We start from the raw sequence: 26,030 nt of genomic DNA on the forward strand, positions 1-26,030 counted from the left end.
GATTCATGTTCCCGACTTTCGCGGGCGTCGAGTCGCGCATGGGTTTCTCGATCCCCGCCTGGTATCGTCCGGTCGACATCAGGTATCTCCGCAGCCTCGTTGCCGGCAGTCTGCGCAAAAATTTTCGCGAGACGGTCAAGGATCTCGTTCCCGAGCTCGCCAGCCTGGTCGCCTCGGGCTTCAGCAAGAAGCTGAAATTCAAGCTGCACATCCTGTCACGCGACGGAGAATATCGGGCGACCTACGAGTTTCCAAAGGACTACGCGCCGGGCGCCTCCGTCGAGATCGAGCTATCTCGTCTTTTCGCCTCGCTCAAGCTGCCGCAGGACGATTACCTGGTCATCGCCGTGATGTCGCGCGGACGCATGGACGGCTTCCGTTCGTCACCGGCCAGCTATTCGATGACCTATGTCGATCAGGACAACGTCGCGATCTACCGCACGGGCGCGTTTGCCCGGCCTTTGAACGAGGGCAGGCTCAAGGCACATGTCGGGTTCACGGGCATCAATCCGAAGATCATTGCGACGGACGACATCGTCAGCAGCCTGATGCTGATCAATCATTCCTCCGATCCCGAATATGCGCACTCGGCGCGGCCGACGTCGAGGCTGATCCGCGAGGACGGCGAGCAGATCGAGGGCGACTTCGGGGAGATCCCGCCGCTCGGAGCCCGCGAGATGTCGGTCGTCGACATGTTCGGCAGTCGCGTGTTCGACTTTCTCAAGCCATTCGGCGGTCGAGGGACTACGGTCACCACTTGCACCGGAATGACGCTTGCGAGCCTGCACTTGCAGCGCACGAACGACAATCGGCGGACGTTGCTCGGCATCGAGCACTCGCGGCCCGCGCACATGAATCTCGCAGGTATTCTGCAGCATTGATCAAGGAAATCGGGTGTCGGAGCAGGGGGCAATGCTGCCCTGGTCTGACGGTCTTGCTCTCGAAGGAATGAGCCGGCCGACTTCGTGGCCGCGAAGCGCTTGGAAAGCTGCTGAGCGCGAGGTGCAAGGCGGCAGCGGCGGCTTAAGCCCGGGCCGCAGCGTGCTCCGCAACTATGGTCGAAGGAGCGCCAGGCGCAGTCTCGTCGACGGCGTGCGCGGCCCAGGCCCGGTTACCAGACGCTCCGCCCTCCATCCATGACGAGATTCTGCCCCGTCATGTAACTCGATGCGTCCGAGCAGAGGAATTGCACGGCGGCGCGGTATTCGTCGACATCGGCCATGCGGCCCATCGGGATCAGTCGCGTCAGTCGCTCGACGAAGGCCGGGTCCTGGTTGTTGAAGACGCCCCCCGGCGAGATCGCGTTGACGCGCACGCCGTGATCGGCCCAATAGGTCGCCAGATATTTCGTCAGCCCGATCAAGCCGTGCTTGATCACCGAGTAGGTCACCGGCTTCACCGGCTGCTCTTCCTCGCGCGATACGTTCGGCTGTCGGTAGAGTCGTTGGTCCGGCGCGATCACGCCGAGATCGGAGGCGATGTTCAGGATCACGCCGCGGCCACGCGCCGCCATCGCGCCGCCGAACACTTGCGCGCACAGCATCGCGCCGGTCAGGCCTACGGCGATCTCCGTCTGCCATTGCGGCACCGGAAACGCCTCGAAGCGGGAAGAATGCATCACACCCGGTGCGGAGGTCACCTTGGGGTCGATCGCTGCGTTGTTGACGAGGATGTCGACGGAGACGCCGCGACCGGAAAGTTGCTCGTTGGCAGCCCGCACTGAGTCGAGCGTGGTGACGTCGATCGCCAGGGCGATCAGGTCGGCGGACGGCGCGTGCTGCTTGAGCCCGGCAACGGCCGCCTCGGCCTGCGCAAGCCCGACGTCAGTGACGATAACGCGCGCGCCGGCCTCGGAAAGCGCGGCGACATGCTGGCGCCCGAGCAGGCCGCCCGCGCCGGTTACGAGAGCGGTACGGCCGGTCAGGTCATAGCGTGAAGACGGGCTTGCCATGCGAAGGCTCCTGTTCAACTGCGCAACTGGCCGCCGTCGGCGACGATGACGCTGCCGGTGATGAATGAAGCGCGGGGCGAGGCGAGGAATGCGACGAGGTCAGCGATCTCTTCTGGCTTGCCAAGTCGGCGCAGCGCCACCTCGCGCACAAGCATCTCCTCGACCGCAACTCTATTTTCCGCAAGCTTGCGCGCCCAGGTGCCTTCCGCGGCCAGGATATTGCCCGGTGCAACGGCATTGATGCGTATGCCTTCGAGCGCCAGCGGGCGGGCCAGACCGCGCACGGTGGCATTCAGCGCCGCTTTTGCGGCGTAATAGGTGACGGGCGCGCCGAGCGCTGCCATGCCTGCGATCGAGGAGATGCAGACGATTGCGCGGTCGTCGCTGCCGCGCGCCAGCAGCGGCCGCGCAGCTTCGATCATGTTGGTCGTGGCGAAGAGGTTGAGGTCCATCACGCGCGACCACTCAGCCGCAGTCTCCTGCCCCGGCGGTACGGAAGCGCCGCTACCGACATTGCAGACCAGGATGTCGAGGCGCCCCCAGCGCCGTTCGATCTCATGAGTCAGGGCCGCGGCGCCGGCCGGATCGGTAACGTCGGCCACGTGCGCCGACGTGGTGCCGGCGATCGCAGCACGGGCGGCATCAAGCGCATCGGCGCCCCGCGCGGCGAGCGCGACCTTGGCACCTTCGGCAGCGAGCGTCGTCGCGATCGCAAGCCCAATCCCGCGGCTGGCGCCGGTGACGAGAGCGACGCGATCGTTCAGCTCAAGTTTCATCGCGCGGCGTCCTCGATCCAGCCGATTGTCATGTCGCGATATCTGGCGAGCGCGCCGGCATGGTCGCCGTCGGCGGCGCGCGCGGTTTGCAGAATGTATTGGCCCTTGTAGCCGGACCGCTCAATCAGGCGGATCGTCTTGGCAAGGTCGGCGTTGCCGGTGCCGAGCGGCACGGTGGTGCCGCCGCGAATGCGGTCCTTGATGTGCACATTGAGGATGCGCCGCGCGTAAGCCGCGATCTCCTCGTCGCTGTCATAGCCGAGCGAGGCACTGTTGCCGCTGTCGTAGTTGATGCCGAAGACGTCGGCCGGGAACGCCTCCATGAACTTGGCAAGCTCGCCCGGCGGCAGATCGGATTCGAAGACGATCTTGACGTTCTGCCTCGTCAGCGACTCCTGCCGAGCCACCAGCACGCGCTTCAACGTATCGCTCTCGCTCTCGCGCTCGATCTTGCCGTTGTCGACCAGCGGAATCACGACGAACTCGATGCCGATGCGGCTACAGGCGGTGATCAGAAGGTCGAGGTCTGCGACGAGCGCGTCGCGCACGACGGCATCGACCTTCCAGAACGGTGCCTGCATGAAGCAGTCGCCGGTCAGGCTCGGGATGCGCACGCCGTTCTCGCGCGATAGCGCCACAATCTCCTGCTGCCCCGGCTCCGTCACCAGCGGGTTCTCGCGCAGCCGTTCCTGATCGATGGTCCATTCCATCCGCGTCAGGCCGAGTTCCTTCGCGCGCGGGAATTCCTCACGCCATTCGTTCCACGGGAAGGCCTGGATCTTGCCGTCGACCAGGGCCGAGAGCCGTCCCTGCATGAAGCCGATGCGTTGCAGCGTTGCAGTCACGATTTACTATCCGAGCTGATGGCGAGGCCTTTGGCGGTCCAGCCCCCGTCGACGAAGATCTCCTGACCGGTCAGATAGGCAGAGGCTTCCGATGTCAGGAAAACGGCGGCTCCCACCATGTCGGCAGGCCGTCCCCAGCGGCCGAGCATGGTATGGCGCCGCCTGTCTTCGTGCATGACGGGGTCGGCAAAACTTTTCGCGGTCATCTCGGTCGCGACGTAACCCGGCGCGAGCGCGTTGACGCGGATGCCGTCGGGCGCGTAGTCGGCGGCGAGGGCGCGCGTCAGCCCGGCTAGACCAGCCTTCGCCGCGACATAGCCGGGATTGCCGGGAAAGCCGCGGACCGAGTTGATGCTGGTGACGTTGACGATCGCAGCCGAGCCCGGCCTCTTCAACAGCGGGTAGGCGGCAAGGATGGCGGCATAAACGCCGGTAAGGTCGGTCGCGACCGTGGCGCGGAAGCGCGAAATCTCGCTTTCCTCGCCTTTGGCGGGAAGGCTGATGCCGGCGGCGTTGACCAGTGCGTCGATACGCCCGCCTTGCGCCTCGATCATGCGGAACGCGTGGTCGATCGCCTTGTCGTCGGAGAGATCGCAGGCGATGGCGGTCACATCCTGCGGCGCGGTCCCGGAGCGGCTGAGGCCGAACACCGTAGCGCCCGCATTTCGCAGGCCGGTCGCAATGGCAGCGCCAATGCCTCGCGAGGCGCCCGTGACCACCGCGATCTTGCCGGCGAGAGAAAAGGCGCTGAGGTCAGGCATAGCCGTAACTTCGCATGATGGCGGCGCAAAGCTTGACGTCCTCGGGACGGTCGATCTGGAACATCTTGTGACGCTCCATCACGTGGAAGCCGATCTTGCCGCCGAGGCGGTTGTTCTGCTCGCGCAGCAGGGACGGGATCAGGACGTAGAACGACCCGTTCTCCAGGTAGCGCTTCTCGATCTGCTGGCGCATGCGGCGGTTGCGATAATCGTAGTTGATCGGCTCCGGTCCGCTCGCGCCGATACGCCAGTTGAAATAATCCTCGACCTCGCAAACCGAGAGCAGGCTGTCGAGATGATCGCGATCGAAGGTCGCAAGCGCGTTCTCGATGTCGCTCGGTTCGCGGATCGGCGAGGTGGCCTGGAGCGCGACGATCCGCTCGAACCGGCCCATCCGCTCGTCGACCGCCTCGAGCGCATGCAGCCAGGCGGATTCGGAGGAGGCGAAGTCGCCCGAAATGTCGTCCGGGCGCCGCACGCCGACGGCTCCGGCGGCCTCGGCCGCGGCGAGGATGTTGTCGCTGTCCGACGACACCGCCACAACGTCGACGCCGCGGGCCGCGCGTGCCTGCTCGACCGTCCACGCGATCAGCGGCTTGCCGCAGAGATCGAGCAGGTTCTTGTGCGGGATGCCCTTCGAGCCGCCGCGCGCGGCGATCACGGCCAGCGTCTTGCGCGCCATCAGATGTGTCCCTCGAGACGCTCGAGCGCGGTCCAGAAGCCTTCGCCCATGTTCTTGTGGCCCTGCCAGATCTCGGGAATGAAGGACGCGGTCGGTGCATGCTTGCGCAGCACCTGTCCGATCTCGTCGAAATCGATCTCGCCCTCCCCGATCTGGAGACCCTCGCCGTCGAGCCCCTTGGCGTCGCCGAAATGCAAATGGGCGGTGTGCGGTCCGAGCTGGGCGAGACCTTGCGCGAAGTCGAAGCCGAAATGATTGGCGGCGAGTTTGGTGTGCGAGATGTCGACGCACATACGCAAACCATGCTTGGCGCAGAATGCCGCCGACTCCTCCGGGAAGATAAAGATATTCTGGTGGCGCTGACCGCCGAAATGCCAGGGGAACGGAGCCATGGTCTGCGGCGTCAGCTCGACACCGTCCATGTCGAGTTCGGTCAGGCTCTGCGCGAAGATGCGGTAGCGCTCAGCCTTCTCCTGCGGCGGCAGCGGCTCGTCCATGGTGAAGCCGCCGATATTGGCGACGATGGGCGGGCGCTTGGTCTTGGGAAAGTACTTCTTCAGGCCGCGGGTAATGTCGATCACCGCCTGGGTCTGCTCCAGCGAATAGCGCCGCAGCGCCTCGTCCGGCGTTGCGAGGTCCATCAGCTTGGAGCCGGCAAACAGCTCGGGCGCGTGCACGACGAAGCCGAGATCGTAGGTGCCGGACAGATAGGCCGCGGGATCGCGCTCCATGTCGCTGTAGCTGAGATGGAATTCGATGATGTCGGGTTCGCAGATCTCCAGGAAGCGCTCGGTGTCGTGATAGCGCACGGGCACGCCCCAGGGACGATCGAAGCGGTAGCGACGTGCCTTTGCCGCGCCTTCATCGAGGTCGCTCTGGAAGAAATAATCGTCAGCCGCCATCGTCCGCGTCAGCTTGCGACCGAGCAGCGCCGGCATCTTCAGCGGCGACAGGCCCTGTCCCGGGCTCTTCACCGCGATGTCGGCTTCTGAGATCACAGTGCCGGCCGAAAGGTCTTTCGCGGCCACCAGGCTCTTGGCGAGGTTTTCACGGTTGATCAATTCGCCCTGGCTCAGCGCGCGCTCGGCCAGCTTCTCGCCGCGCGCGGCTTCCACCTCGCGGATGCCCGAGACAAGCGACTTGAATTCCTCCGGCTCCAGGCTTGCTGCATGGTCCGGACCTTCCATCTCGCGGCCGAGGGTGATGTGGCGTTCGATGACGACGGCACCGAGGGCCACCGCGGCGGTCGACACCGCAATGCCGCGCTCGTGACCGGAATAGCCGACCATCGGATGAATCTCGCGGAGCGTCTCCATGAAACGCAGATGGATGTTGTGCAGCGCGGCCGGATAGGTGCTTTGGCAGTGCAGCAGCACGTAACTCGCGTTGCGCTCGTCGAGGAATTTCGCCGCGGCCTTGATCTCGTCCGTCGTGCTCATGCCGGTCGAGACGATCAGCGCCTTGCCAGTGGCGGCGAGGCGCGCCAGCAGCGGCAGATTGGTGAGGTCGGCCGAGGCAACCTTGTAGGCCTGCACGCCGAAACTTTCGAGCACGGCGACGCTGCTCGCGTCCCAGGGCGTGCAGAGATACTGGATACCCTTCGCAGCGCAGTACTCGGCGATCTTCTTCTGCTGCGCGGTTGGAAGCTCGAAGCGCCGCAACAGATCGAGCGTATATTCGACTGCAAGGTCGTCATCCTTGCCGGACAAGCTCGACGCACGATAGACCTCGTCGAGCTTGCGCATCTGGAATTTGGCGCAATCGGCCCCTGCGGCAACCGCGGCATCGACCAGCGCAATGGCGCGGTCGAAGTCGCCGTTGTGGTTGTTGCCGATCTCGGCGATGACGTAGCAGGGCTCGCCGTCGCCCAGAAGACGGTTGCCGATGCGGACCGGAGCAGGCTGTTTGGGCGATGTCATCAACATTCTCGTCTCATAGTCAGGTGAATCGCGCGGGAAAACGCGATTTCCACGTCCGCAGCCCGTTCTCTTCGAACATGATGCGCGAGCAGCTATGCCCCTGTTGTTCCAGCGCGGCGATCAGCTGGTAGCGCTCGAATGGGCGTACGAAGAACAGGAAATAACCGCCGCCGCCGGCGCCCAACAGCTTGCCGCCGACTGCGCCATGCTGCTTGGCGAAATCGTAGATCGCATCGATCGCGTCCGACGAGATCTTCGAGCTCAGCTTCCGCTTGGCGTGCCAGGCCTCGTCGATCAGCCGGCCGCATTCCAGGAGCTGGCCGCGCAAGAGGTGTCGCCGGATGTCGCGCGTCACCTCCTTCTGCTTGGCGGCCGCGGCGACGGCATCGCTGGTCTCGTGCTGTGCCTTCTGGTCGCGATGGATGTCGCCGGAATCGCGGCCGGAGCCGGTGTAGCAGAGCACCAGGCTCTCCTCGAGCTCGGCGATGATGTTGGGATCGAGCCGCAGCGGCACGATGGTGTTCTGGTCGGAGAAGAACTCCATGTGATTGAAGCCGCCGAACACGGTGGCGTACTGATCCTGCCAGCCGCCGGGAATGTTGAGCATCAGCCGTTCGGCCTGGAATGCCATCTCCGCGATCTCGTGGCGGTCCCACTGGTCGCCGCGGAATTCGTTGAAGCAGCCGATGATGGCGGAGGTGACCACCGCCGAGCCGCCGAGGCCGGAGCCGACCGGGAAGTCGGCGGAGACTTCGAGCTCGAACCCGTAAGCCGGCTTGATCAGGCGCACGACGGACTTGATCAGCGCAAGATCTCCGTCTGTTCCCAGCTCTGCGAGATTGTCGGCCTCGATCGTGCGACGAAAATCGTGCGAATAGATCCGGATGCTGGAATCGTTCCGTCGTCGCAGCGTCGCGTGAGCGTACATCTTGATCGTGGCGTTGATGACCGCGCCGCCGTCATTGGCCACGAAATAGTGCGTCAGGTCGGTGCCTCCGCCGGAGAAACTGATCCGCACCGGCGAGCGGGCGCGCGCGAACACTTCGCTTTCTTCGGACAGGTTGAACAGCTCGCGGCTGAACACGTCGACGAGCCGTCCTTCGCCATCGAGGATCGGTACCACGTGCACGCGCTGGTCGAGTAATTTGAGGATCTGCTCGCGCGGACCGCCGGTCCGGGCCCAGACGAAGTTGCGGTTGATGCAGGTTGCGACCCGGTCCTGGATCGTGGTGCCGGTCAGCATGCGCCTGCGGATGTCGCCGTCCGTCACCGCGCCGACGATTCGTCCGCTCGCATCCTGCGCAAACAGGATGCCGAGCATGTTGGCATTCAGGCGCCGGAAGGCTTCCTCAATGGTTTCGGTCTCGGCGATGGTGACGAGGGTTCGTTCAAGCACGTTTTGGGGGTCCAGAAAGGGCCGATTCCGGCCATATCGTAGCAAGGTTGGTAATACGGGAGCGGCAGCGACGATGCAAGGTTTCTAGGCCACGCCGGACTCGCGCCAGAATGGCGGGTGCAAGCACTTTGGCCGGGCCGTAGCCGATTTACATGGGCCGGGGCCCTTGGAGAAGGCCTTCGTAACGGGCCAAACGAGATGGTCGCGACTGGAGGCAGCTCGGGGATAAGTACGGGCATCACGCATGGCTTCTGCGCGACGGCGAGTGGATCTCGGCTGCGAAGGGATGCGCTTCACGCATCCGCGACTCGACGTCACTTGAAGTCAGCGTTCGTCCGCGATCACCTTGCCGTCATTCGGCAGTGCGCCGGGGTTGACCAGCTCGACGGCGCCACCGAGCTTGGTCACGGCGCGCAGAGTTCCGGCGATCTCTTCGCGTAGCGCCTCGCTCGCGGTCGCCGTTTCCGCTCTCAATGTCATCGCGTCGGTCTCGCCCTGCCGTGTGACCACGAGGCGTAGTCTTCCGAGCGAGGAATGACGCTTGCCGATCTCGGCGATCTGCTCGGGACGCACGAACATGCCCTTGACCTTCGTGGTCTGGTCGGCGCGGCCCATCCAGCCTTTGATGCGCATATTGGTGCGCCCGCATTTGCTTGGACCCGGTAGAGCGGCGGTGAGGTCTCCGAGCGCAAGGCGGATCCAGGGATGATGCGGGTCGAGCGACGTCACCACGATCTCGCCGACGTCGCCGGGCGCCACGGGATCGCCGGTGCCGGGCTTGACGATCTCCAGGATCAGATCCTCGTTCACGACCATGCCCTCGCGCGCCCCGGTCTCGAACGCGATGAGGCCGAGATCGGCGGTGCCAAAGGCCTGGTAGGCGTCGATGCCGCGCGCCTTGATCTCGGCCTGGAGCGACGGCGGGAACGCGGCCCCCGAAACCAGTGCACGCTTGATCGAGGAGACGTCGCGGCCCGAGCTCGCCGCCGCATCGAGCAATATCTTGAGGAAGTCCGGCGTGCCGCTGTAGCCAACCGGGCGGTAGGCCTCGATCAGCTCGAATTGCTGCTCGGTATTGCCGGGGCCCGCCGGGATCACGGCGCAGCCGAGCGCACGCGCCGACGCGTCGAAGATGAAGCCGCCGGGGGTGAGATGGTAGCTGAAGGTGTTGAGGACGATGTCATCGGGCCGGAACCCGGCCGCGAACAGGGCCCTTGCGCCGCGCCAGGGATCGGCCTGCCGTCCCTCCGGCTCGAAGATCGGGCCCGGGGAGGTGAAGAGGCGGGCAAATGAGCCGGGGACCGCCGCCACGAAGCCTCCGAAGGGCGCAGAAGCCTTGTGCAAAGCGGGCAGTTCCGACTTGCGCAGCACCGGCAGGCCCGCCAGCGCGGTCCTGGAGGCCACGGTGGCGGGATCAAGACCCCTCAGCCGCTCGGCGTAGGCCGGGGCGGCCATCGCGGCTCGCAGCACCTCCGGCAGGCGGGAGAACAGATCGGCCTCGCGGGCTGCCGGCTCCCGCGTCTCGCGGGCGTCGTAATGGGCGGTCATGGCTGTTCTTTCCGTGTTGGCATCCGTTGCGCGCCGCCACCGGCATGGGTATCAGACCGCCATTGGTGAGGCCTGGAGAGGACCCGATGTCGGACATGGGAAGCATTGCGGCGGCGAATGAGGCTGCGGATGTCGTCGCGCGCCTGAAGCGCCGCATGGTCGACGAGGCGCTGCCGCTGTGGTCGACGGTCGGCTGGGATCAGGCCACGGGCGGCTTCATCGACCGGCTGTACCGCGACGGTTCTGCGGATGCGGCTGCGCCGCGGCGCGTGTTCGTTCAGGCCCGCCAGATCTATTGCTACGCCAAGGCGGCGCAGATGGGCTGGTATCCTGAGGGGCGCGCGGTCGCGCTGAAGGGACTGGAACATCTGCTGGCCAAAGCCAAGGCGCCCGACGGCCGGCCCGGCTTTGTGCATCGGCTGACGCCGGAGGGGACGGTGCTGGACGGCCGGCGCGATGCCTACGACCACGCCTTCATCCTGTTTGCTCTCGCGACCGTCTACGCGCTCGACCAGGATGCGCAGGTTCGCGCCGAGATCGATGCGCTGCTCGCTTTCCTCGACGGCCATCTCCGTTCGCCACATGGGGGCGTGCACGAAGGCCTTCCGGTCTCGTTGCCGCGCCGGCAGAACCCGCACATGCATCTGTTCGAGGCGATGATCGCCTGTTTCGACGCGACCCACGATCTGTCGTTCCAGAACCGCGCCGGCGAATTCTTCGCGCTGTTCCTGGCCAATCTGTACGACAAGCAAAAGTGCATCCTGACGGAGTATTTCGAGGAGGACTGGTCGAAGATCGAGCCGGTCAGCGTCGAGCCGGGCCATCAGGCGGAATGGGTCTGGCTCCTGAAGGGGTTCGAGCGCATCACGGGCTGCCCCACCGGGCAGCGGCGCGCTGAGCTGCTGGCGACCGCGATGCGCTATCGCGACGAGGCCACGGGCTGCCTGATCGACGAGGGGGACGACATCGGCAACATTCGCCGCAGCACCCGCCGGCTTTGGCCGCAGACCGAGATCGCGAAGGCGTGGATCGCGCAGGCGGAATCCGGCGAGGCGGGCGCGGCCGAGGAAGCGCGCGCCGCGCTGGTGCGGCTCGAACGGCATTATCTCAGCCATCCCGTGAGGGGCGGCTGGTACGACCAGTTCGATCGCGACGGCAAATCGCTGATCGACATCATTCCCGCGTCGTCGTTCTATCATGTTCTCTGCGCAGTCGCGGAAGCGGAGCAGGTGTTGGGTTAGAGCCATCTTGTTTTGACGCGTTTTCTTCACGCGAACCAGTTCCCACTTCGCTTGAAAACGCTATAGCCAGCGCTTGCGCCGCTTGAAGCTCTTGAGGTTCTTGAAGCTCTTGCGCTGGTCGCCGGCGCCGCCAAGATAGAATTCCTTGACGTCCTCGTTGTCGCGCAATTCGTCGGCGCTGCCGTCAAGCACGACCTTGCCCTGCTCCATGATATAGCCGTGGCTCGCCACCGACAGAGCGGCGCGTGCGTTCTGCTCCACCAGGAGGATGGTGACGCCGAGGTCGCGGTTGATCTTCTGGATGATCGAGAACACCTCTTTCACCAGCAGCGGCGACAGGCCCATCGAGGGCTCGTCCATCAGGATCATCTTCGGGCGCGCCATCAGTGCGCGGCCGATCGCGAGCATCTGCTGCTCGCCGCCTGAGAGATAGCCGGCAAGGCCGGTGCGCTCCTTCAGGCGCGGGAAATAGTTGAAGACCATGTCGAGGTCGGAATCGACCTCGCGGTCCCTGCGGGTGAAGGCGCCGAGCTTGAGGTTCTCCAGCGACGTCATGTCGGCGACGATGCGCCGGCCCTCCATCACCTGGAAGATGCCGCGGCGGACGATCTTGTCGGGATCGATGCCGTTGATGCGCTCGCCCTCGAACAGGATCTCGCCGCGGGTGACTTCGCCGTCCTCGGTCTTGAGCAGCCCCGAGATCGCCTTCAGCGTCGTCGACTTGCCGGCGCCGTTGGCGCCCAGCAGCGCCACGATCGCGCCCTTGGGCACGTCGAGGCTGAGGCCGCGCAGCACCAGAATGACGTCGTCATAGACGACCTCGATGTTGCGCACGGCGAGCAGGGGAGGCGCGGATACGATGCTCGGGGAGGGACGCTCGATCTGGGCCGTTTCACTCATGATCAGCTACTTTCTCGGTGTCGTCACCCGCGAAGGCGGGTGACCCAGTATTCCAGAGACGCCTGACGTTCCCCGAAAGGCCGCGGCGTACTGGATCCCTCGCCTTCGCGGGGGATGACAGTTCTGGGCTCGGCAAATGCTCGGCTCACCAGCCCAGCAATTCCGGCTTGCGTGGCAACTCGACGGTCTTGACCTTCTCGAGCTTGATCGTGCCCTTGGCCATGAGATCGTTGAGGTCGCCGTCGGTCGCGCCCGAGATCTTGGTGCGATAGAGATCGACCTTCAGCGTGCCGCGATGGTCCTTGTCGGTCCAGGTCGAGGCATTGCAGACGCCTTCCATCCCGGCCGGCACCCAATCCTTCTTCTGGTGGAAGCCCTTGGCGACGTTCTCGCCGGTGGCGCCGCCGTTCTTGGCGGCCCACTCGATCGCCTCCTTCATGTAGAGCGACGAGCAGACGGCCGCGATGTAGTGCACCGGGCGATAGACCTTGCCGGTCGGGTCGGACATCTTGGAGATTTCCATCACCGTCTTCATGCCGGGCGCATCGCCGCCCCAGCTCACTGCGGTGCGCAACGGGAAGATCACGCCGTTGGCGGCGTCGCCCGCGGTCTTCGCGGCATTCTCGTCCATGCCCCAGACATTGCCGAGGAACTGGATTTCGACGCCGGCGGTCTTGCAGGCCTTCATCACCGAGATGTTCGAAGCAGCGGTATTGCCGAGATAGGCGTAATTGGCGCCCGAGGATTTCAGGCTCAGGCATTGCGCGCTGTAGTCACCCGGCGCGAGTGCGAACACCAGCGGCGGCAGCACCTCGAAGCCGAGCTCCTGCGCCATCGCTTCACCGGCGGCCTTCGGCGCGTTCGGGTAGGGATGGTTGGCACCCATGTGCACGAATTTCGGCTTGCCGGACTTGCCCTTTGCCTTCCAGTCCTCGGCGGCCCACATCAGCATCGCGCGCAGCGCGTCCGAGTAGCTCGGGCCATAGAAGAAATTGTAGGGCGCGGGCTTGGCCTTGCCGCTGACGCCTTCGGGATCGGTGAGTGCGGCGGCATAGGAGGCGGACATGTCGGGGATCTTGTCCTGAGCGAGGAAGCCGGTCAGCGCCTCGGTGTCGGCGGTGCCCCAACCCATAATCGCGGCCACCTTGCCGTCCGGCGCCGACCACTTCTTGTAGAGCGCGATCGCGCGCGGCACCTGGTAGCCATAGTCGTTGGTGTCGAGGTTGAGCTGCTTGCCGCCGACGCCGCCGTTCTTGTTGACCCAGGCGAAGGTGTCGGCGACGGCCTGGCCAAAGGGCGTGCCGACGTCGGAGGTGCCGCCGGAATAGTCGGCGAGGTGTCCGATCGCGATCTGCGCCTGCGCGCCGGCCGAAAATGCGGCGATCGCGAGCGCGAGCGATGCGGTGCTCAAAAGTGACTTCATCGTCATGGGTCGGTTCCTCCTGTTTATTGTTTAAGTGAAGTTGCCCGCGCTCAATGCGAGAACGGATAGAGTTTCCAGTACGCCTTGATCTGCCGCCAGCGATGCGCGAGGCCGTCGGGCTCGAACATCAGGAACGCGATGATGATTGCCCCGATCGCGATTTCGCGCAGGAAGGTGATGTTGGTGTTGAGTGACAGCGCCTTGTCGATGGCGCCGCCCTTCAGGGACAGGCTGATGAATTCCATGAATTCCGGCAGCAGCACCACGAAGGCGGTGCCCATCAGCGTGCCCATGACCGAGCCGGTGCCGCCGATGATGATCATGGCGAGGAACAGGATCGAGCGCTCGATGCCGAAACCTTCCTGCGACACCACGAGCTGGTAGTGCGCGTAGAGCGCGCCGGCGATGCCGGCGAAGAAGGCGGCGAGCCCGAACGACAGCGTGCGGTACTTCGTCAGGTTGATGCCCATGATCTCGGCGGAGAGATAATGGTCGCGGATCGCCACCAGCGCGCGGCCGTCCCGCGTGCGCATCAGATTGGTGACGAGGATGTAGCTGACGAGCACATAGGCCAGCACGACGTAGAAATACTGCCTGTCGCCCCGTAGCGTGTAGCCGAAGATCGAGAACGGCTCCGCGCTCGCCGGCACCGATCCGCCGGAGAACCATTCGGCGCGGGAGAAGAAGTCGAGCAGGATGTATTGCGCGGCCAGCGTCGCGATGACGAGATAGAGGCCCTTCAGCCGTGCCGCTGGGATGCCGAAGATCAGGCCGACCAGCGCGGTGACGATGCCGGCGAGCGGAATGGCGAAGAACACGGGGATCGGCGCGTTGTTGGAGATGTAGGCCGAGGTGAAAGCGCCGAGCAGGAAGAAGGCGGCGTGCCCGATCGAGATCTGGCCGGTGAAGCCGACCAGGATGTTGAGGCCGAGCGCGGCGATCGAGAAGATGCCGATCTGGATCAGGATGCTGAGCCAGTATCCGCTGAAGAATTGCGGCGCGAGGCACAGCAGCGCTACGCCCGCGATGGCGAAGTTGCGGCTGGTGGTGGTCGGGAAGATCGTGGTGTCCGCCGCGTAAGAGGTGCGGAAATCACCAGCAGGAATGAGGGCAGGGCCGGCCATGGTCAGATCCGTTCGATGTCGTGGGTGCCGAACAACCCGTAGGGCTTGATCATCAGCACGATGATGAGGACGTAGAACGGCGCGATCTCGTAGAGATTGCCCCAGTGCAGGTATTCGCTGTCGACATATTGCGCGACGTTCTCGAGCAGCCCGATGATGATGCCGCCGAGCACGGCGCCGCCGACGGAGTCGAGCCCGCCGAGGATTGCCGCCGGAAATACCTTGATGCCGTAGGCGGCAAGGCCCGAGGACACGCCGTTCACGACCGCGACGACGACACCCGCGACCGCCGAGACCGTCGCTGAGATCGCCCAGGCCATCGCGAACACGCTCTTGACGGAAATGCCGAGCGACTGGGCGACCTGCTGGTTGAACGCGGTGGCGCGCATGGCCAGGCCGTATTTCGAAGCGCGGAAGAACCAGGCCATGCCGATCATCATGGCGACCGAGACCACCAGGCTCATGGCATAGACGGTCTGGATCTGCAGTCCGAACAGGCTGACGGACTGGCTTTCGAACACGCGCGGGAACGGCTGCGGATTGACGCCGAAGATCCATTTCAGCGTCGCCTGCAGCACGGTGGAGAGACCGATCGTCACCATGATCACCGAGATGATGGGCTCGCCGATCATCGGCCGCAGGATGAGGACCTGCACCGCGATGCCGAACACGAACATGAATACCAGCGTCATCGGCATGCCGATCCAGAACGGCACCTGGTACTTCGCCAGCAGCGCCCAGCACACCCAGGCGCCGACCAGCAGCAGCTCGCCTTGCGCGAAGTTGACGACCTGCGTTGCCTTGTAGATCAGCACAAACGACATCGCGACCACGCCGTACAGCGTGCCGACCACGAGGCCGTTGACCAGGAGCTGGATGAGGAAGGCGGTGTTCATGTGATATGCTGTCCTTCGCCTCTCCCCGCCTGCGGCCGGGGCAGTTCGATATGACCTGACAATTTGAGCGGAAAAGCCTCCACGGCGTCATGGCCGGGCTTGTCCCGGCCATCTACGCTTAGCCACGCGGAACGAAGAACGTGGATGCCCGGGACAAGCCCGGGCATGACGACTTCTTGCCAAGCCCCGACTGTAAAGGGCCTCACCCGGATCGCTGACGCGCTCCGGCCTCTCCCCGCAAGCGGGGAGAGGCGAAAAGCAGCACCGCGCGCGATGGACACCTGGCTCATTCGGCCGCCTCCGCCATGTGCCCGTGGCCGCCGAGGTCCACCACTCGCAATGTCGTCCGCACGCGCTGCGTGGTGCCGTCCTGGAAGCGGATCACGGTGTCGACTGGGATGTCGGAATCGCCGCGGTAGATCGCGTCGATGATGCCGGCGTATTTCTCGTTGATGACGCTGCGGCGCACCTTTCTCGTGCGGGTGAGCTCGCCGTCGTCGGCATCCAGCTCCTTGTAGAGCAGCAGGAAGCGCGAGATGCGCTGGGCCGGCGGCAGCGTGGCGTTGACGGTCTCGACCTCCTTCCGCAGCAGCGCATAGACCTCGGGCCGCGAGGCGAGGTCGGTGTAGGTGGTGAAGGAGAGGCGGTTCTTCTCCGCCCATTTCGAGATGATGGAGTAGCGGATGCAGATCATCGCCGCGAGCGCGTCGCGGCCGGCGCCCAGCACCACGGCTTCGGCGATATAGGGCGAGAATTTCAGCTTGTTCTCGATGAATTGCGGCGAGAAGCGCTCGCCGCGTGAGGTCTCGGCGAGATCCTTGATGCGGTCGATGACGACGAGCTGGTTGTTCGCGTTGAAATAGCCGGCATCGCCGGAGCACATCCAGCCGTCCTTGATGTCGGCGGCGCTCGCTTCCGGGTTCTTGTAGTAGCCTAGGAACATGTTGGGATGCCGCACCACGATCTCGCCGACGCCGTGGACGTCGGGATTGTCGATGCGGATCTCGACATTGTCGGCCATCGGCACGCCGGTCGTGTCGGGATCGACCTTGCCCTCGGGGTGCAGCGTATAAGCCCCGAGCAGTTCGGTCTGGCCGTAGAGCGTGCGCAGCGGCACGCCCATCGCCTGGAAGAACTTGAAGGTCTCGGGGCCGAGCGCCGCGCCGCCGGTCGCGGCCGAGCGCAGGCGGGTGAAGCCGAGGCGGTCGCGCAGCGCGCGGAACAGGATGGCGTCGGCAAGGCCCGAGCGCTTGCCCTGTTCGAGCGCAGCGAGGCCGCTCTTCATGCCGACGTCGAACAGGCGCTGCTTGAGAGGCGTTGCGTCCATCACCTTGGCGCGGACGTCGGCGGCGATGGATTCCCAGACCCTTGGGGCAAAGAGCACGAACGTCGGCGCGATCTCGCGCAGATCGTTCATCATGGTGTCGGGCTCTTCGACAAAGTTGATCTTCATCCGGCACAAGAGGCCTTTGCCGAGCACGTAGACCTGCTCCATGATCCATGGCAGCGGCAGCACCGAGACGTATTCGTCGTCCGGTCCCTTCGGATCGAAGGCAAGATAGGTCGCGCAGTGACCGAGCACCCGGCCGGCGGCGAGCATCGCGAGCTTGGGATGGGACGTGGTGCCCGACGTCGTGCAGAGGATGGCGACGTCCTCGCCCTTGGTGGCATCCACGAGGCGGTCGTAGAGCTCCGGTTCGCGAGCGGCCCGCGCGCGGCCGAGTTCGGCGAATTTCTCCGCCGACATCAGGCGCGGGTCGTCGTATTTCCGCATCCCCCGCGGATCGGAATAGATGATGTGCTTCAGCTTCGGCGCGCGCTCGGCGAGGGTGAGCAGCTTGTCGACCTGCTCTTCGTCCTCCGCGAAGACGAGCCGCGCCTCGCCATAGTTGAGCAGATAGGAGGCCTCCTCGTCGAGCACGTCGCGATAAAGTCCGAGGCTGAGGCCGCCGATCGCGTGGGTTGCCACTTCCGCCGCGACCCAGTCCGGCCGGTTGTCGCCGATGATGCCGATGACATCGCCGCGGCCAAGGCCCATTTCGACGAGACCGAGCGCGAAGTCGCGCACGCGGGCCTGATAGTCGTTCCAGGTGAAGAGACGCCAGAGCCCGAGATCCTTCTCGCGCAATGCGATTTCGTTGCCGTGCTCCTTCGCGTTGAGCCGGAGCATCTTGGGATAGGTGTCGGCCTGCGCGACGCGGCCTGCGTAATCCATCATGCGGCGCTCTCCTGCGCCGGCGGTGCATCGTCGGGATCGACCAGCACCTCGTCTTCCTCGCCAAGATAGGCGCGCCTGACGTGAGGGTCGGCGAGCACCGTGGCAGGGTCCCCTTCGGCGATCTTTTTGCCGAAATCCAGCACCATGATGCGATGGGAGATGTCCATCACCACGCCCATGTCGTGCTCGATCATCACCACCGTCATCCCGAACTCCTCGTTGAGGTCGACGATATAGCGGGCCATGTCCTCCTTCTCCTCGAAGTTCATGCCGGCCATCGGCTCGTCGAGGAGGATGAGGCGAGGCTCCAGCGCCATGGCGCGGGCGAGTTCCACGCGCTTGCGCAGGCCGTAGGAGAGGGTGCCGGCGGTGGCTTTCCGCACCGACTGCAGGTCGAGGAAGTCGATGATCTCCTCCACCTTGCGGCGGTGCTCGAGCTCTTCCTTGCGCGCGCCGGTGAGCCAGTACAGCGAGCCCGTCAGGAAATTGTTCTTCAGGAGGTGATGGCGGCCGACCATGATGTTGTCGAGCACGCTCATGTGGTGGAACAGGGCCAGGTTCTGGAAGGTGCGGCCGATGCCGAGCGAGGCTCGGGCATTCGGCGTCAAGCCGGTGATGTCGCGATCCCCGTAGAAGAGATGGCCTTCAGTCGGCTTGTAGCGACCGGAAATACAGTTCACGATCGAAGTCTTGCCGGCGCCGTTGGGACCGATGATCGAGAACAGCTCGCCGTCCTTGATGGCGAAACTGACATCGGTCAACGCACGGACGCCGCCAAATCGCAAGGACACGCCGCGCACTTCAAGACTGTTAGCCACCAAACGAAACCCTCCCGGTGATGGCGCTTTTTAGCGGCGCTCTTCGTCCGTTCTGTCCGGCGATCCTAGTACGGTGATGCCGGTGAGGCCATGCAGCAGATGGTCTCGACCGGAGCCGCGCCACTCTCGTTCCCGTTTGGGATCAAAAGCCGCATCGCCCGAGGTGGTCCTCAATAGGGGAAAGCGCTATTTTGAAATGTCTCGCGGCTGACAATTCTGCGACAAAGTTTGCCGGCGGCAGCGGCCTTCATCTTTCGTCGGGTGCGGTCGTCATAATCATGTTGCAATGCAACAGAAGATGGAGTGACCAAACGGTGCGGCTGGCCGCGAGATCATGATTTCAGAAGATCATCTGAAGCGCGTCGCCGCCTGGTCGCGCGAGCTCACGCAAGCGGAGATCGAGGTCGCGCGTGCCGGGATCACGGAGCGGTCCTACGGCACCGGCGAGACCGTGTTCATGCGCGGCGATATCTTTGCCTATTGGGCCGGCATGGTGCGCGGCCTTGCCCGCATGGGCGGGGTCTCGCGGGACGGCAAGGAGACGAGCTTGGCCGGGCTGACGGCAGGGGCCTGGTTCGGCGAGGGCAGCGTACTCAAGAACGAGCCGCGCCGCTATGACGTGGTCGCGCTGCGCGACAGCCGCGTCGCGCTGATGGAACGCAGCGCCTTCATGTGGCTGTTCGAGAACAGCGTCGGCTTCAACCGCTTTCTGGTGCGCCAGCTCAACGAGCGGCTCGGCCAGTTTATTGGCATGCTCGAGGTCAATCGCACCCTCGATGCGACCGCGCGCCTCGCCCGCAGCATCGCCTCACTGTTCAACCCGATTCTCTATCCGGAATCGACCGCGCATCTGGAGATCACCCAGGAGGAGATCGGCGCGCTCTCCGGCATGTCCCGCCAGAATGCCAACCGCGCGCTGAACCGGCTGGAGAAGGAGGGACTGCTGCGGCTCGAATATGGCGGCGTCACCATCCTCGATATCGAACGGCTGCGCGGGTACGGGGATTAGGGCGACCTCATCGCGCATTGGCGGGCGCGTGCACCGGCCAGAGATCGGCGCGCCAGCGGATCGCGATCGCCAGCATCGTAATGAAGCCCGCGGCGGCATAGAGCGAGCCGGTCGCGGAATAGCCGATGACGTCGATCATGCTGCCGGCCGCGAGCAATCCGATCGGCAGGCCGTAGATCACCATCATGCGCACGCCCATCACGCGGCCGCGCAGGTGCGCACTGGCCGTCCGCATCAGGATCACGGCTGCCGAGATCATCGACATGCTCTGGGCGATACCGGCGAGAACGAGGCAGGCCATCGCCACCGGCATGGTCCTGATTTCGACGAATACCAGCAGCATGGCGTACCAGGCCAGCGTCGCGCCGATCAGAAGCCGGGCAATGCGGACGCCACTGACCAGGCTGAGCGTGACGGAGCCGATCAGCGAGCCGATTGCGAAGCTCGCCGAGAGATAACCGAGGCCGGTCTGGTCGGTATGAAAGATCTCGCGGGCGATGTAGGGCAACAGGCCGCCAGTGAAGGGAAATGCGGTGAGATTGGCCAGGAAGGCGACGCACAGCGCCGCGCGCATTCCCGGGCCGTTCCACGCGTAGACGATTCCTTCCTTGAGGTCGCCCAGCAGTCGCGACACCGCGTGGCTGTTGACCGGAAGATCGCTCGTGATGACGGTTCTCTTGGGCCGGGTCAGGCAGAGCATGAGAAGCGCGGCCGCCAGATAGAGGCAGGCGATCGCCACATAGACGAGGCCGATGCCGAGGACGGCGAACAGCCCGGCGCCGGTCAGCGCGCCGGCGATGCGCGCGCTGTCCTGGGTAGTGCGTGCAACGCTGATGGCGCCTACCAGCTGCTCGGCCGGCATGATCTCGGCGAGCAGCGCGCCCCGGACGCCGAGATCGGAGGGACGAATCAGGCCCATGATCGCGACGATGATCATGACGCTCAGCGGCGACAGATGACCGGTCAGTGCCAGGACCATGATGGTTGACGACAGCACCGTATAAGCAAGACGCATCACGACCAGGAGATCGCGGTGGCCCATGCGATCGCCGATCATGCCGAACACCGGCGCGACCAACGTTCCGACGAACTGGAGCGAGGCAAGCACGGTGAGCAGCAACACCGAGCCGGTCTCGACCAGGATGTACCAGCCGAGCACCAGCGTCTCGACCTCGAACGCCCAGGAGGTGAGCAGATCCGACGGCCATTGAAAGCGATAGTTGCGAATGCGGAACGGCGCGAGCGCGGAAGGTCGTGCGGATGTGCTCAAGATGCGATGACGGGTTTCACGGCGATTCCCTGCCCTTGTTTTTGTTCTTCTGTTCGGCAGGGTAACCCCGGCGATGCCCCTGTCAATTGGCGCCACCGCATGCCGCCATGTTTGCAGACGACGTGCGGTGAGCCGGTGCGCCCGCAGCATTGCTTCGCTGCCAGCCGATACGGAGAGGTAGATTAGCCCGCTTGCTCTTCCGGCGCGCAAAGCCCATTCTGGTCAGCATCCTGGGCCCATTCGGCAGGTCCGGTAGATCGCGCCGTCGCGGCTTCCGCGAGGTCTTGACCCATGAACTGCTCTCGCTGTGGTTTCGAGGTCCAGAGCGGCTTTGCCTTCTGTCCGAAGTGCGGCACGAAGCAGCCGAACCCGTGCCCTGGCTGCGGCTTTCCATGCGCACCGGATTTCGCCTATTGCCCGAAATGCGGCGCCTTCGTCTCCGAGGTCCCCCCGGGCGGCGGGCAGGCGCCGACGAGCCAGACGACGCTTCCGATCCGGCCGTCCTCTCCGCCGCTCGTGCCAGCGGATGCGGCTCAGGTCGCATTTGGATTTCAGTCGGACAAGATCGACAGCGAGGCGAACCGCCGTACCATCACCGTGCTGTTTGCCGACCTCAGCGGCTTCACCGCGATGAGCGAGCGGCTCGACCCCGAGGTCATGCAGACGCTTCAAAACGAGCTGTTCGAAGAGTTGACGGCCGCGGTGCAAAGCTTTGGCGGTTTCGTGGACAAATTCATCGGCGATGCGCTGCTTGCTCTGTTTGGTGCCCCGGCAGCGCACGAGGACGACCCGGAGCGGGCGGTCCGCGCTGCCCTCGACATGATCGGCCGGACAGCGCGTCTCAGCGAACGCGCGAAGGCGTATGCAGGTTCGCCGCTGCTGCTCCATGTCGGCATCAACACCGGGCACGTCGTCGCGGGCGGGCTCGGTGTGGGCGTTGCCAAATCCTATTCGGTGACCGGCGATACAGTGAATACCGCCCAGCGGCTACAGTCGATGGCGGCTCCGGGCGAGGTGCTGGTCGGGCCATTGACCCACCGTCTGACGCGGCATGCGTTCTCCTATGACTCGCTTGGCGAGGTCTCGCTCAAGGGCAAGATGGGCAGCGTGCTGGTGCACCGCCTGAAGGAGCCGCTCGACACGCCCCGTGCGGCACGTGGCCTCGACGCGCTGGGCCTCAATGCGCCGTTGATCGGGCGCGACGCCGAGCTTGCGCGCATCATCGGCTGTCTTGATCTCGCATGCGGCGGCGCAGCTCAACTGGTGCGGCTGGTCGGTGAAGCCGGCATCGGGAAAACGCGCCTGGTCAGCGAATTCGCCGCCCGTATCCGCGACGAGGATCGATTTGCACGCGTGGCGATTCGGCGGGTGGCGTGCTCGCCGCTGGGCGAACAATCCTACGGCACACTCGCCGCCGTGTTGCGCAGCGCCTACGGCATCGCGCAGAAGGCTGGCGCCGCAGAGGCGGAGGCGAAGGTCGCCGAAGCGCTGTCGGAGCTCGGCCTCGCGACTGACGAGGCCGACCGACTGATGCCCCTCTACCTGCACGTACTCGGCCTCGGCGACCCCAACGCCGTGCTCAGGCATGTCGAGCCCGAACAGCTCCGCCGGCAGATATTCTTCGCGATCCGCACCGTCTTCGAACGCCGCCTGGCACTGTCGCCGCTGCTGATCATCGTCGAGGATCTGCATTGGGCGGATGCGGTATCCCTCGAAGCGTTGCGGTTCCTGATGGACAGAATGGAGCGGACGCGGCTGATGCTGCTGTTTACGCATCGGCCGATGCTGGAATTGGACCAGTTCGGTTCGAGCAAGATCAGTCACACAACCCTTCGGCTGCCCCCGCTCGACGACGCCGAGGGACAGAGGCTGCTCGCGGCCTACTTCAGTCGCGTTTGGCGTGACCCACCTGGACGCCTGTTCAGCCGAATCCTCGACCGCGCCGGCGGCAATCCGCTTTTTCTCGAGGAGATCATACGGGGCCTCATCGAAGCCGGCACGCTGGAGCGCGACGGCGCGCAGTGGCGGATGACGTCGGATGAAGCCGCCGCCGATATTCCGGCAAGCATTCAGGCGTTGTTGCTGGCGCGCCTCGACCGGTTGCCGCCTCAGGTACGCCGGTTGGCACAGGAGGCCGCGGTGATCGGCCCGCGTTTTGATGCGGCGGCTCTCGGTGCGGCGGCAACCGAGCCGGCTGGGGTTGAAGCAGGGCTGGAACGTCTGTGCGACGCGGAGATCATCGAGGAGGTCGCGGGCTCGAACTCGATTTCGCTGCGGATCTACCGCTTCACGCAAACCATGCTTCAGGACGTGATCTATCAAAACCTGCTTCTACAGCGCCGGATCGAGCTTCATGGACGGATTGGTGGAGCGCTCGAGAGGCTCTATGGCAACGAGCCCGAGCGCCTCGAAGATCTCATACTGCTCGGACATCACTTCAGTCTGAGCGCGAGCAAGTCGAAGGGCGCGCGTTATCTGCGCGCGGCCGGCGATCGCGCACGCGCCAGCTATGCCAATGACGATGCCATCCGTCTCTACCAACAGGCCCTCGCCGTGCTGTTGACCGGCGGCGAACTGGAGCCGGAACGTCTGGTCCTGTATGAGCGGATTGCGGACCTCTGTGGTGCGGCTGGCCGCCGGAACACGGCCGAGGAGCACTATCAGAGCGCGTTGGAGGGTCATCGCGCCGGGCAGGACCGGATCGGCGAAGCGCGGATTGTTCGCAAGCTTGGCCGATTGTTGTGGGACGCCGGCAAGCGGATCAAGGCAGAGACGCATTACGCCGAGGCGGCCAAATTGCTTGGAGGGACCGACGCGCCCATCGAGTGGGCGCATCTCTTGCAGGAGCGCGGCCGTCTCGCGTTTCGGACGGGCGATCACGTGGCCGCCGCAAAATGGGCAGACGAGGCGCTCGGCTATGCACGCTCGGTACCGGCGGGCGGGGACGAGCAGGCCGGGCTTGAGGCGGCACGGGCCATTGCCGAGGCCCTCAACACCAAGGGGGTTGCGCTGGCGCGGCTTGGACGACACGAGGAGGCGGTCCGTGAGGTGGAGCAAAGTGTCGCGACCGCCGAAGCGGCCGGGCTCCTTAACGTAGCGTGCCGCGGCTACACCAATCTCGGCGTGCTCTACACGATCGTTGACCCGGCGAAAGCCGTGGAGGTCTGCCGACGTGGACTCGATGTCGCACGTCGGATCGGGGATCTCGGGTTCCAGGCGCGTCTGCTTGCCAATTTTGCCGTTGCCTGCTGCACCTTTACGGACAGATGTACCGAGGAAGGAGTGCCGGCTGCCGAAAGGGCAATCGAAATCGACCGTGCGCTCGATCAGCGCGAGCATCTCTCCGTGCCCTTGATTGTGCTTGGGCAGATCCATCAATGCCATTTCCGCCCCGATCTGGCCGCCCTCTGCTACAATGAAGCAATCGAGGTGGCGAACGAAACCGGCGAACCGCAGCAGCTCTTTCCATGCTATGATGGTCTCGCGACGCTGAGCCTTGATCGAGGCGACATGCCCGAGGCCGACCGATATTTCGCGCTGGCCCATGATGTCTGCGCCCGCCACGGGCTTGATCCCGCCGGGCTGATCGTACTGCCATTTCTTGACTAGGTCATATGAAGGAGTTCAACCATGTCAGAACTTCATGCCGATGGACCGCTTCAACCTGGCGATCGCGCACCGAACATCGTGCTGGATGCCATCACACGCGATGGAACGATCGCGCTCCAGGATTTTCGCGGACATAGTCCGATATTGATCGGCTTGTTTCGAGGGCTGCACTGCCCGTTCTGTCGGCGCCATATCGCGGCACAGGCACAACTCGATGCAGCCCTGCGCGACAAGGGCGTCGAAAGTCTCACGATCGTGAATACGCCGATCGAGCGCGCGCGGCTTTACTTCCGCTATCATCCATTGCCCAATCTGCTCGCCGCGTCTGACCCCGAGCGGGTCTCGCACCGCGCGTTCGGTCTGCCCAATCTCGAGTTCACGGAAAAGGAGACCGAGTGGCCGCGCAAGGTGGGTATGGACGTCGTCATGAGCATGCAGGTCGATATGCCCGGCGAAACGCCGGGGCCGATGAATCGGTTGGCAGCTGCCGAGTACCTCAACAACAAGGACGGTTACGAGATCACGGAGGCCGACCAGCGGATGGCGGCAACCGGTCAGGGCCAGCTGTTCGGCCAGTTCCTGCTCGATCGTGAGGGAATCGTGCGTTGGACCTTTACCGAGGTTCCTGACGGCGGCCTGCGCATGTTCGGGGCTCCGAGCCCTCAGGAGTTGATGTCGGCCGCCTCGCAGGTGGCAAGCTAGGCATCGTCGCGTGGTGATTAACCCGCTACCTTCGGCCGTTTCTCGGCGAGCGCTGCCGCCATCGCCGAGATCAGCGGTCGCATGAAGTACGCTTCCTCCGCCGGCGAAACGTCGGTGCGCAAGCCATGTGCGGCGAGCTCTCCGGAGACTGCAGGGCCGACCGACGCAATCAGCGTCTGTTCGAGGCCGGCGCGCAGCTTGGCCTCGCTGCCATGCGCCTTCGCGGCCTCGATCAGGCGGCGGACCTGGCCGAGATTGGTGAGCGCGAGGGCATCGATCCGTCCCGCGGCCATGTCGTCCACGGCGGCGATGATGTTGGCATCGGCTGCCTTGGAATCGTAGACATAGGGCAGCACCGTATCGACCGCGGCGCCTTGCGCGGCGAGCGCGCCGGTCAGCGCGCTATGATCCTTGTCGGGATAGAGCTGAAGTCCGAGGCGCCGTCCCCTGAGGTCGAGCCTGCCCAGCATCTCGATCACGCCCTCGGTGGTCGGCTTCTCGGTCGTCTGCTGCGCCTCCAGACCGACCTCGCGCAACGCCTTGCCGGGCTTTGGGCCGCGGGTGAATTTCCGCGCCTTGGCGAGCGCCGTGACAAGGTCAGCGTCGAGCCCGCGGGCGCGGGCAAGCTTCATGATCCGCCGTAGGCCTTCGCCGGTCATCAGCACGAGATCGTCAAGCGGCTTCTCAATGGCGCGGCGGATCCAGGCCTCGATCGGGGCAGGGTCCGGCGCATCGTGGATGGTGAACATCGGGCATTGCACGACCTCGGCGCCTTGCTCGGCCAGCAGCTTGGAAAACTGCGCCTCCTCGCGCGTTTCCAGGATCAGGATGCGATAGCCGTTCAGGCGGTCGGCCATGGGGATTCTCCGGTGGTAATTCGCAATCGTCCGTTCATCCTGACTCCGCGCATTATGCTGAAGCAAGTCTCGGGATTGGCGCACG

21 protein-coding genes are annotated in these 26,030 nt (G+C 64.7%); 5 read left to right on the plus strand and 16 right to left on the minus strand.

All coding sequences use genetic code 11. The features are described 5' to 3' along the window. Window positions 1-5: 5 nt before the first annotated feature. Window positions 6-881 carry a hypothetical protein gene (locus tag E4K64_RS02415; RefSeq protein ID WP_167771764.1) on the plus strand — a complete coding sequence of 292 codons (876 nt, stop codon included), beginning with the start codon at window positions 6-8 and terminating at the stop codon, window positions 879-881. 230 nt (window positions 882-1,111) lie between these two features. Here the strand turns inward: E4K64_RS02415 and E4K64_RS02420 are convergent, their stop codons facing one another. The 8 genes from E4K64_RS02420 to E4K64_RS02455 form a co-directional block, all read right to left on the minus strand. Continuing rightward, complete coding sequence (locus E4K64_RS02420; protein ID WP_135161984.1) at window positions 1,112-1,951, minus strand: SDR family oxidoreductase; 840 nt, start codon at window positions 1,949-1,951, stop codon at window positions 1,112-1,114. Between the two features lie 14 nt (window positions 1,952-1,965). Beyond that, a complete protein-coding gene (locus tag E4K64_RS02425; protein WP_135161985.1) occupies window positions 1,966-2,727 on the minus strand; it encodes an SDR family NAD(P)-dependent oxidoreductase in 762 nt (253 codons plus the stop codon). Next, window positions 2,724-3,572: a sugar phosphate isomerase/epimerase family protein gene (locus tag E4K64_RS02430; protein WP_135161986.1), complete on the minus strand. Its 849-nt coding sequence runs from the start codon at window positions 3,570-3,572 to the stop codon at window positions 2,724-2,726. The genes E4K64_RS02425 and E4K64_RS02430 overlap by 4 nt, the downstream gene beginning before the upstream one ends. After that, window positions 3,569-4,333 carry an SDR family oxidoreductase gene (locus E4K64_RS02435; protein WP_135161987.1) on the minus strand — a complete coding sequence of 255 codons (765 nt, stop codon included), beginning with the start codon at window positions 4,331-4,333 and terminating at the stop codon, window positions 3,569-3,571. Before E4K64_RS02435 ends, E4K64_RS02430 begins: the two co-directional genes overlap by 4 nt. Next, window positions 4,326-5,015, minus strand: a complete 690-nt coding sequence (locus E4K64_RS02440) for an acylneuraminate cytidylyltransferase family protein (protein WP_135161988.1) — start codon at window positions 5,013-5,015, stop codon at window positions 4,326-4,328. Before E4K64_RS02440 ends, E4K64_RS02435 begins: the two co-directional genes overlap by 8 nt. Then, the gene (locus E4K64_RS02445; RefSeq protein WP_235884485.1) at window positions 5,015-6,934 is read right to left on the minus strand and encodes an N-acetylneuraminate synthase family protein; all 1,920 of its coding nucleotides are present in this window, start codon (window positions 6,932-6,934) and stop codon (window positions 5,015-5,017) included. The genes E4K64_RS02440 and E4K64_RS02445 overlap by 1 nt, the downstream gene beginning before the upstream one ends. 19 nt (window positions 6,935-6,953) lie before the next feature. After that, the gene (locus tag E4K64_RS02450) at window positions 6,954-8,330 is read right to left on the minus strand and encodes a GHMP family kinase ATP-binding protein (protein ID WP_126255739.1); all 1,377 of its coding nucleotides are present in this window, start codon (window positions 8,328-8,330) and stop codon (window positions 6,954-6,956) included. A 324-nt stretch (window positions 8,331-8,654) separates the two neighbouring features. Beyond that, window positions 8,655-9,878, minus strand: coding sequence for a phenylacetate--CoA ligase family protein (locus E4K64_RS02455; protein WP_135161990.1), 1,224 nt, complete (start codon window positions 9,876-9,878; stop codon window positions 8,655-8,657). An 86-nt stretch (window positions 9,879-9,964) separates the two neighbouring features. Here E4K64_RS02455 and E4K64_RS02460 point away from each other — a divergent pair, with 86 nt between their 5' ends. Beyond that, a complete protein-coding gene (locus E4K64_RS02460; protein WP_167771765.1) occupies window positions 9,965-11,119 on the plus strand; it encodes an AGE family epimerase/isomerase in 1,155 nt (384 codons plus the stop codon). A gap of 60 nt (window positions 11,120-11,179) precedes the next feature. Here E4K64_RS02460 and E4K64_RS02465 read toward each other — a convergent pair whose 3' ends face one another. The 6 genes from E4K64_RS02465 to E4K64_RS02490 all read right to left on the minus strand — a co-directional run bounded on the left by E4K64_RS02465 (window position 11,180) and on the right by E4K64_RS02490 (window position 18,498). Further along, a complete protein-coding gene (locus E4K64_RS02465) occupies window positions 11,180-12,019 on the minus strand; it encodes an ABC transporter ATP-binding protein (protein ID WP_135161992.1) in 840 nt (279 codons plus the stop codon). A 145-nt stretch (window positions 12,020-12,164) separates the two neighbouring features. Beyond that, window positions 12,165-13,448: an ABC transporter substrate-binding protein gene (locus E4K64_RS02470; RefSeq protein ID WP_135161993.1), complete on the minus strand. Its 1,284-nt coding sequence runs from the start codon at window positions 13,446-13,448 to the stop codon at window positions 12,165-12,167. Between the two features lie 44 nt (window positions 13,449-13,492). After that, the gene (locus E4K64_RS02475) at window positions 13,493-14,566 is read right to left on the minus strand and encodes a branched-chain amino acid ABC transporter permease (protein WP_135161994.1); all 1,074 of its coding nucleotides are present in this window, start codon (window positions 14,564-14,566) and stop codon (window positions 13,493-13,495) included. Between the two features lie 2 nt (window positions 14,567-14,568). Beyond that, the gene (locus E4K64_RS02480; protein ID WP_135161995.1) at window positions 14,569-15,462 is read right to left on the minus strand and encodes a branched-chain amino acid ABC transporter permease; all 894 of its coding nucleotides are present in this window, start codon (window positions 15,460-15,462) and stop codon (window positions 14,569-14,571) included. A 286-nt stretch (window positions 15,463-15,748) separates the two neighbouring features. After that, window positions 15,749-17,680: a long-chain fatty acid--CoA ligase gene (locus E4K64_RS02485; RefSeq protein WP_135161996.1), complete on the minus strand. Its 1,932-nt coding sequence runs from the start codon at window positions 17,678-17,680 to the stop codon at window positions 15,749-15,751. Further along, complete coding sequence (locus E4K64_RS02490) at window positions 17,677-18,498, minus strand: ABC transporter ATP-binding protein (RefSeq protein ID WP_135161997.1); 822 nt, start codon at window positions 18,496-18,498, stop codon at window positions 17,677-17,679. The genes E4K64_RS02485 and E4K64_RS02490 overlap by 4 nt, the downstream gene beginning before the upstream one ends. Before the next feature lie 334 nt (window positions 18,499-18,832). On the opposite strand from E4K64_RS02490, the gene E4K64_RS02495 reads away from it, so the two are divergent. Further along, window positions 18,833-19,507, plus strand: coding sequence for a Crp/Fnr family transcriptional regulator (locus tag E4K64_RS02495; RefSeq protein ID WP_126255748.1), 675 nt, complete (start codon window positions 18,833-18,835; stop codon window positions 19,505-19,507). Window positions 19,508-19,514: 7 nt separating this feature from the next. Here E4K64_RS02495 and E4K64_RS02500 read toward each other — a convergent pair whose 3' ends face one another. After that, entirely contained in the window at window positions 19,515-20,777 is a 1,263-nt protein-coding gene (locus E4K64_RS02500) for an MFS transporter (protein WP_135161998.1), read from the minus strand. A 291-nt stretch (window positions 20,778-21,068) separates the two neighbouring features. On the opposite strand from E4K64_RS02500, the gene E4K64_RS02505 reads away from it, so the two are divergent. Together E4K64_RS02505 and E4K64_RS02510 are read left to right on the plus strand one after the other, a co-directional pair. Further along, complete coding sequence (locus E4K64_RS02505) at window positions 21,069-24,386, plus strand: adenylate/guanylate cyclase domain-containing protein (protein ID WP_135161999.1); 3,318 nt, start codon at window positions 21,069-21,071, stop codon at window positions 24,384-24,386. Window positions 24,387-24,407: 21 nt separating this feature from the next. Beyond that, window positions 24,408-25,088 (plus strand): redoxin domain-containing protein, encoded by a 681-nt coding sequence (locus E4K64_RS02510; protein WP_135162000.1) that lies wholly within the window; start codon window positions 24,408-24,410, stop codon window positions 25,086-25,088. Between the two features lie 17 nt (window positions 25,089-25,105). On the opposite strand, the gene E4K64_RS02515 is transcribed toward E4K64_RS02510, so the two are convergent. Beyond that, complete coding sequence (locus E4K64_RS02515; RefSeq protein ID WP_135162001.1) at window positions 25,106-25,945, minus strand: uroporphyrinogen-III synthase; 840 nt, start codon at window positions 25,943-25,945, stop codon at window positions 25,106-25,108. Between the last annotated feature and the right edge of the window lie 85 nt (window positions 25,946-26,030).

Source organism: Bradyrhizobium frederickii, from assembly GCF_004570865.1.
In the GTDB taxonomy this organism is placed as follows: domain Bacteria; phylum Pseudomonadota; class Alphaproteobacteria; order Rhizobiales; family Xanthobacteraceae; genus Bradyrhizobium; species Bradyrhizobium frederickii.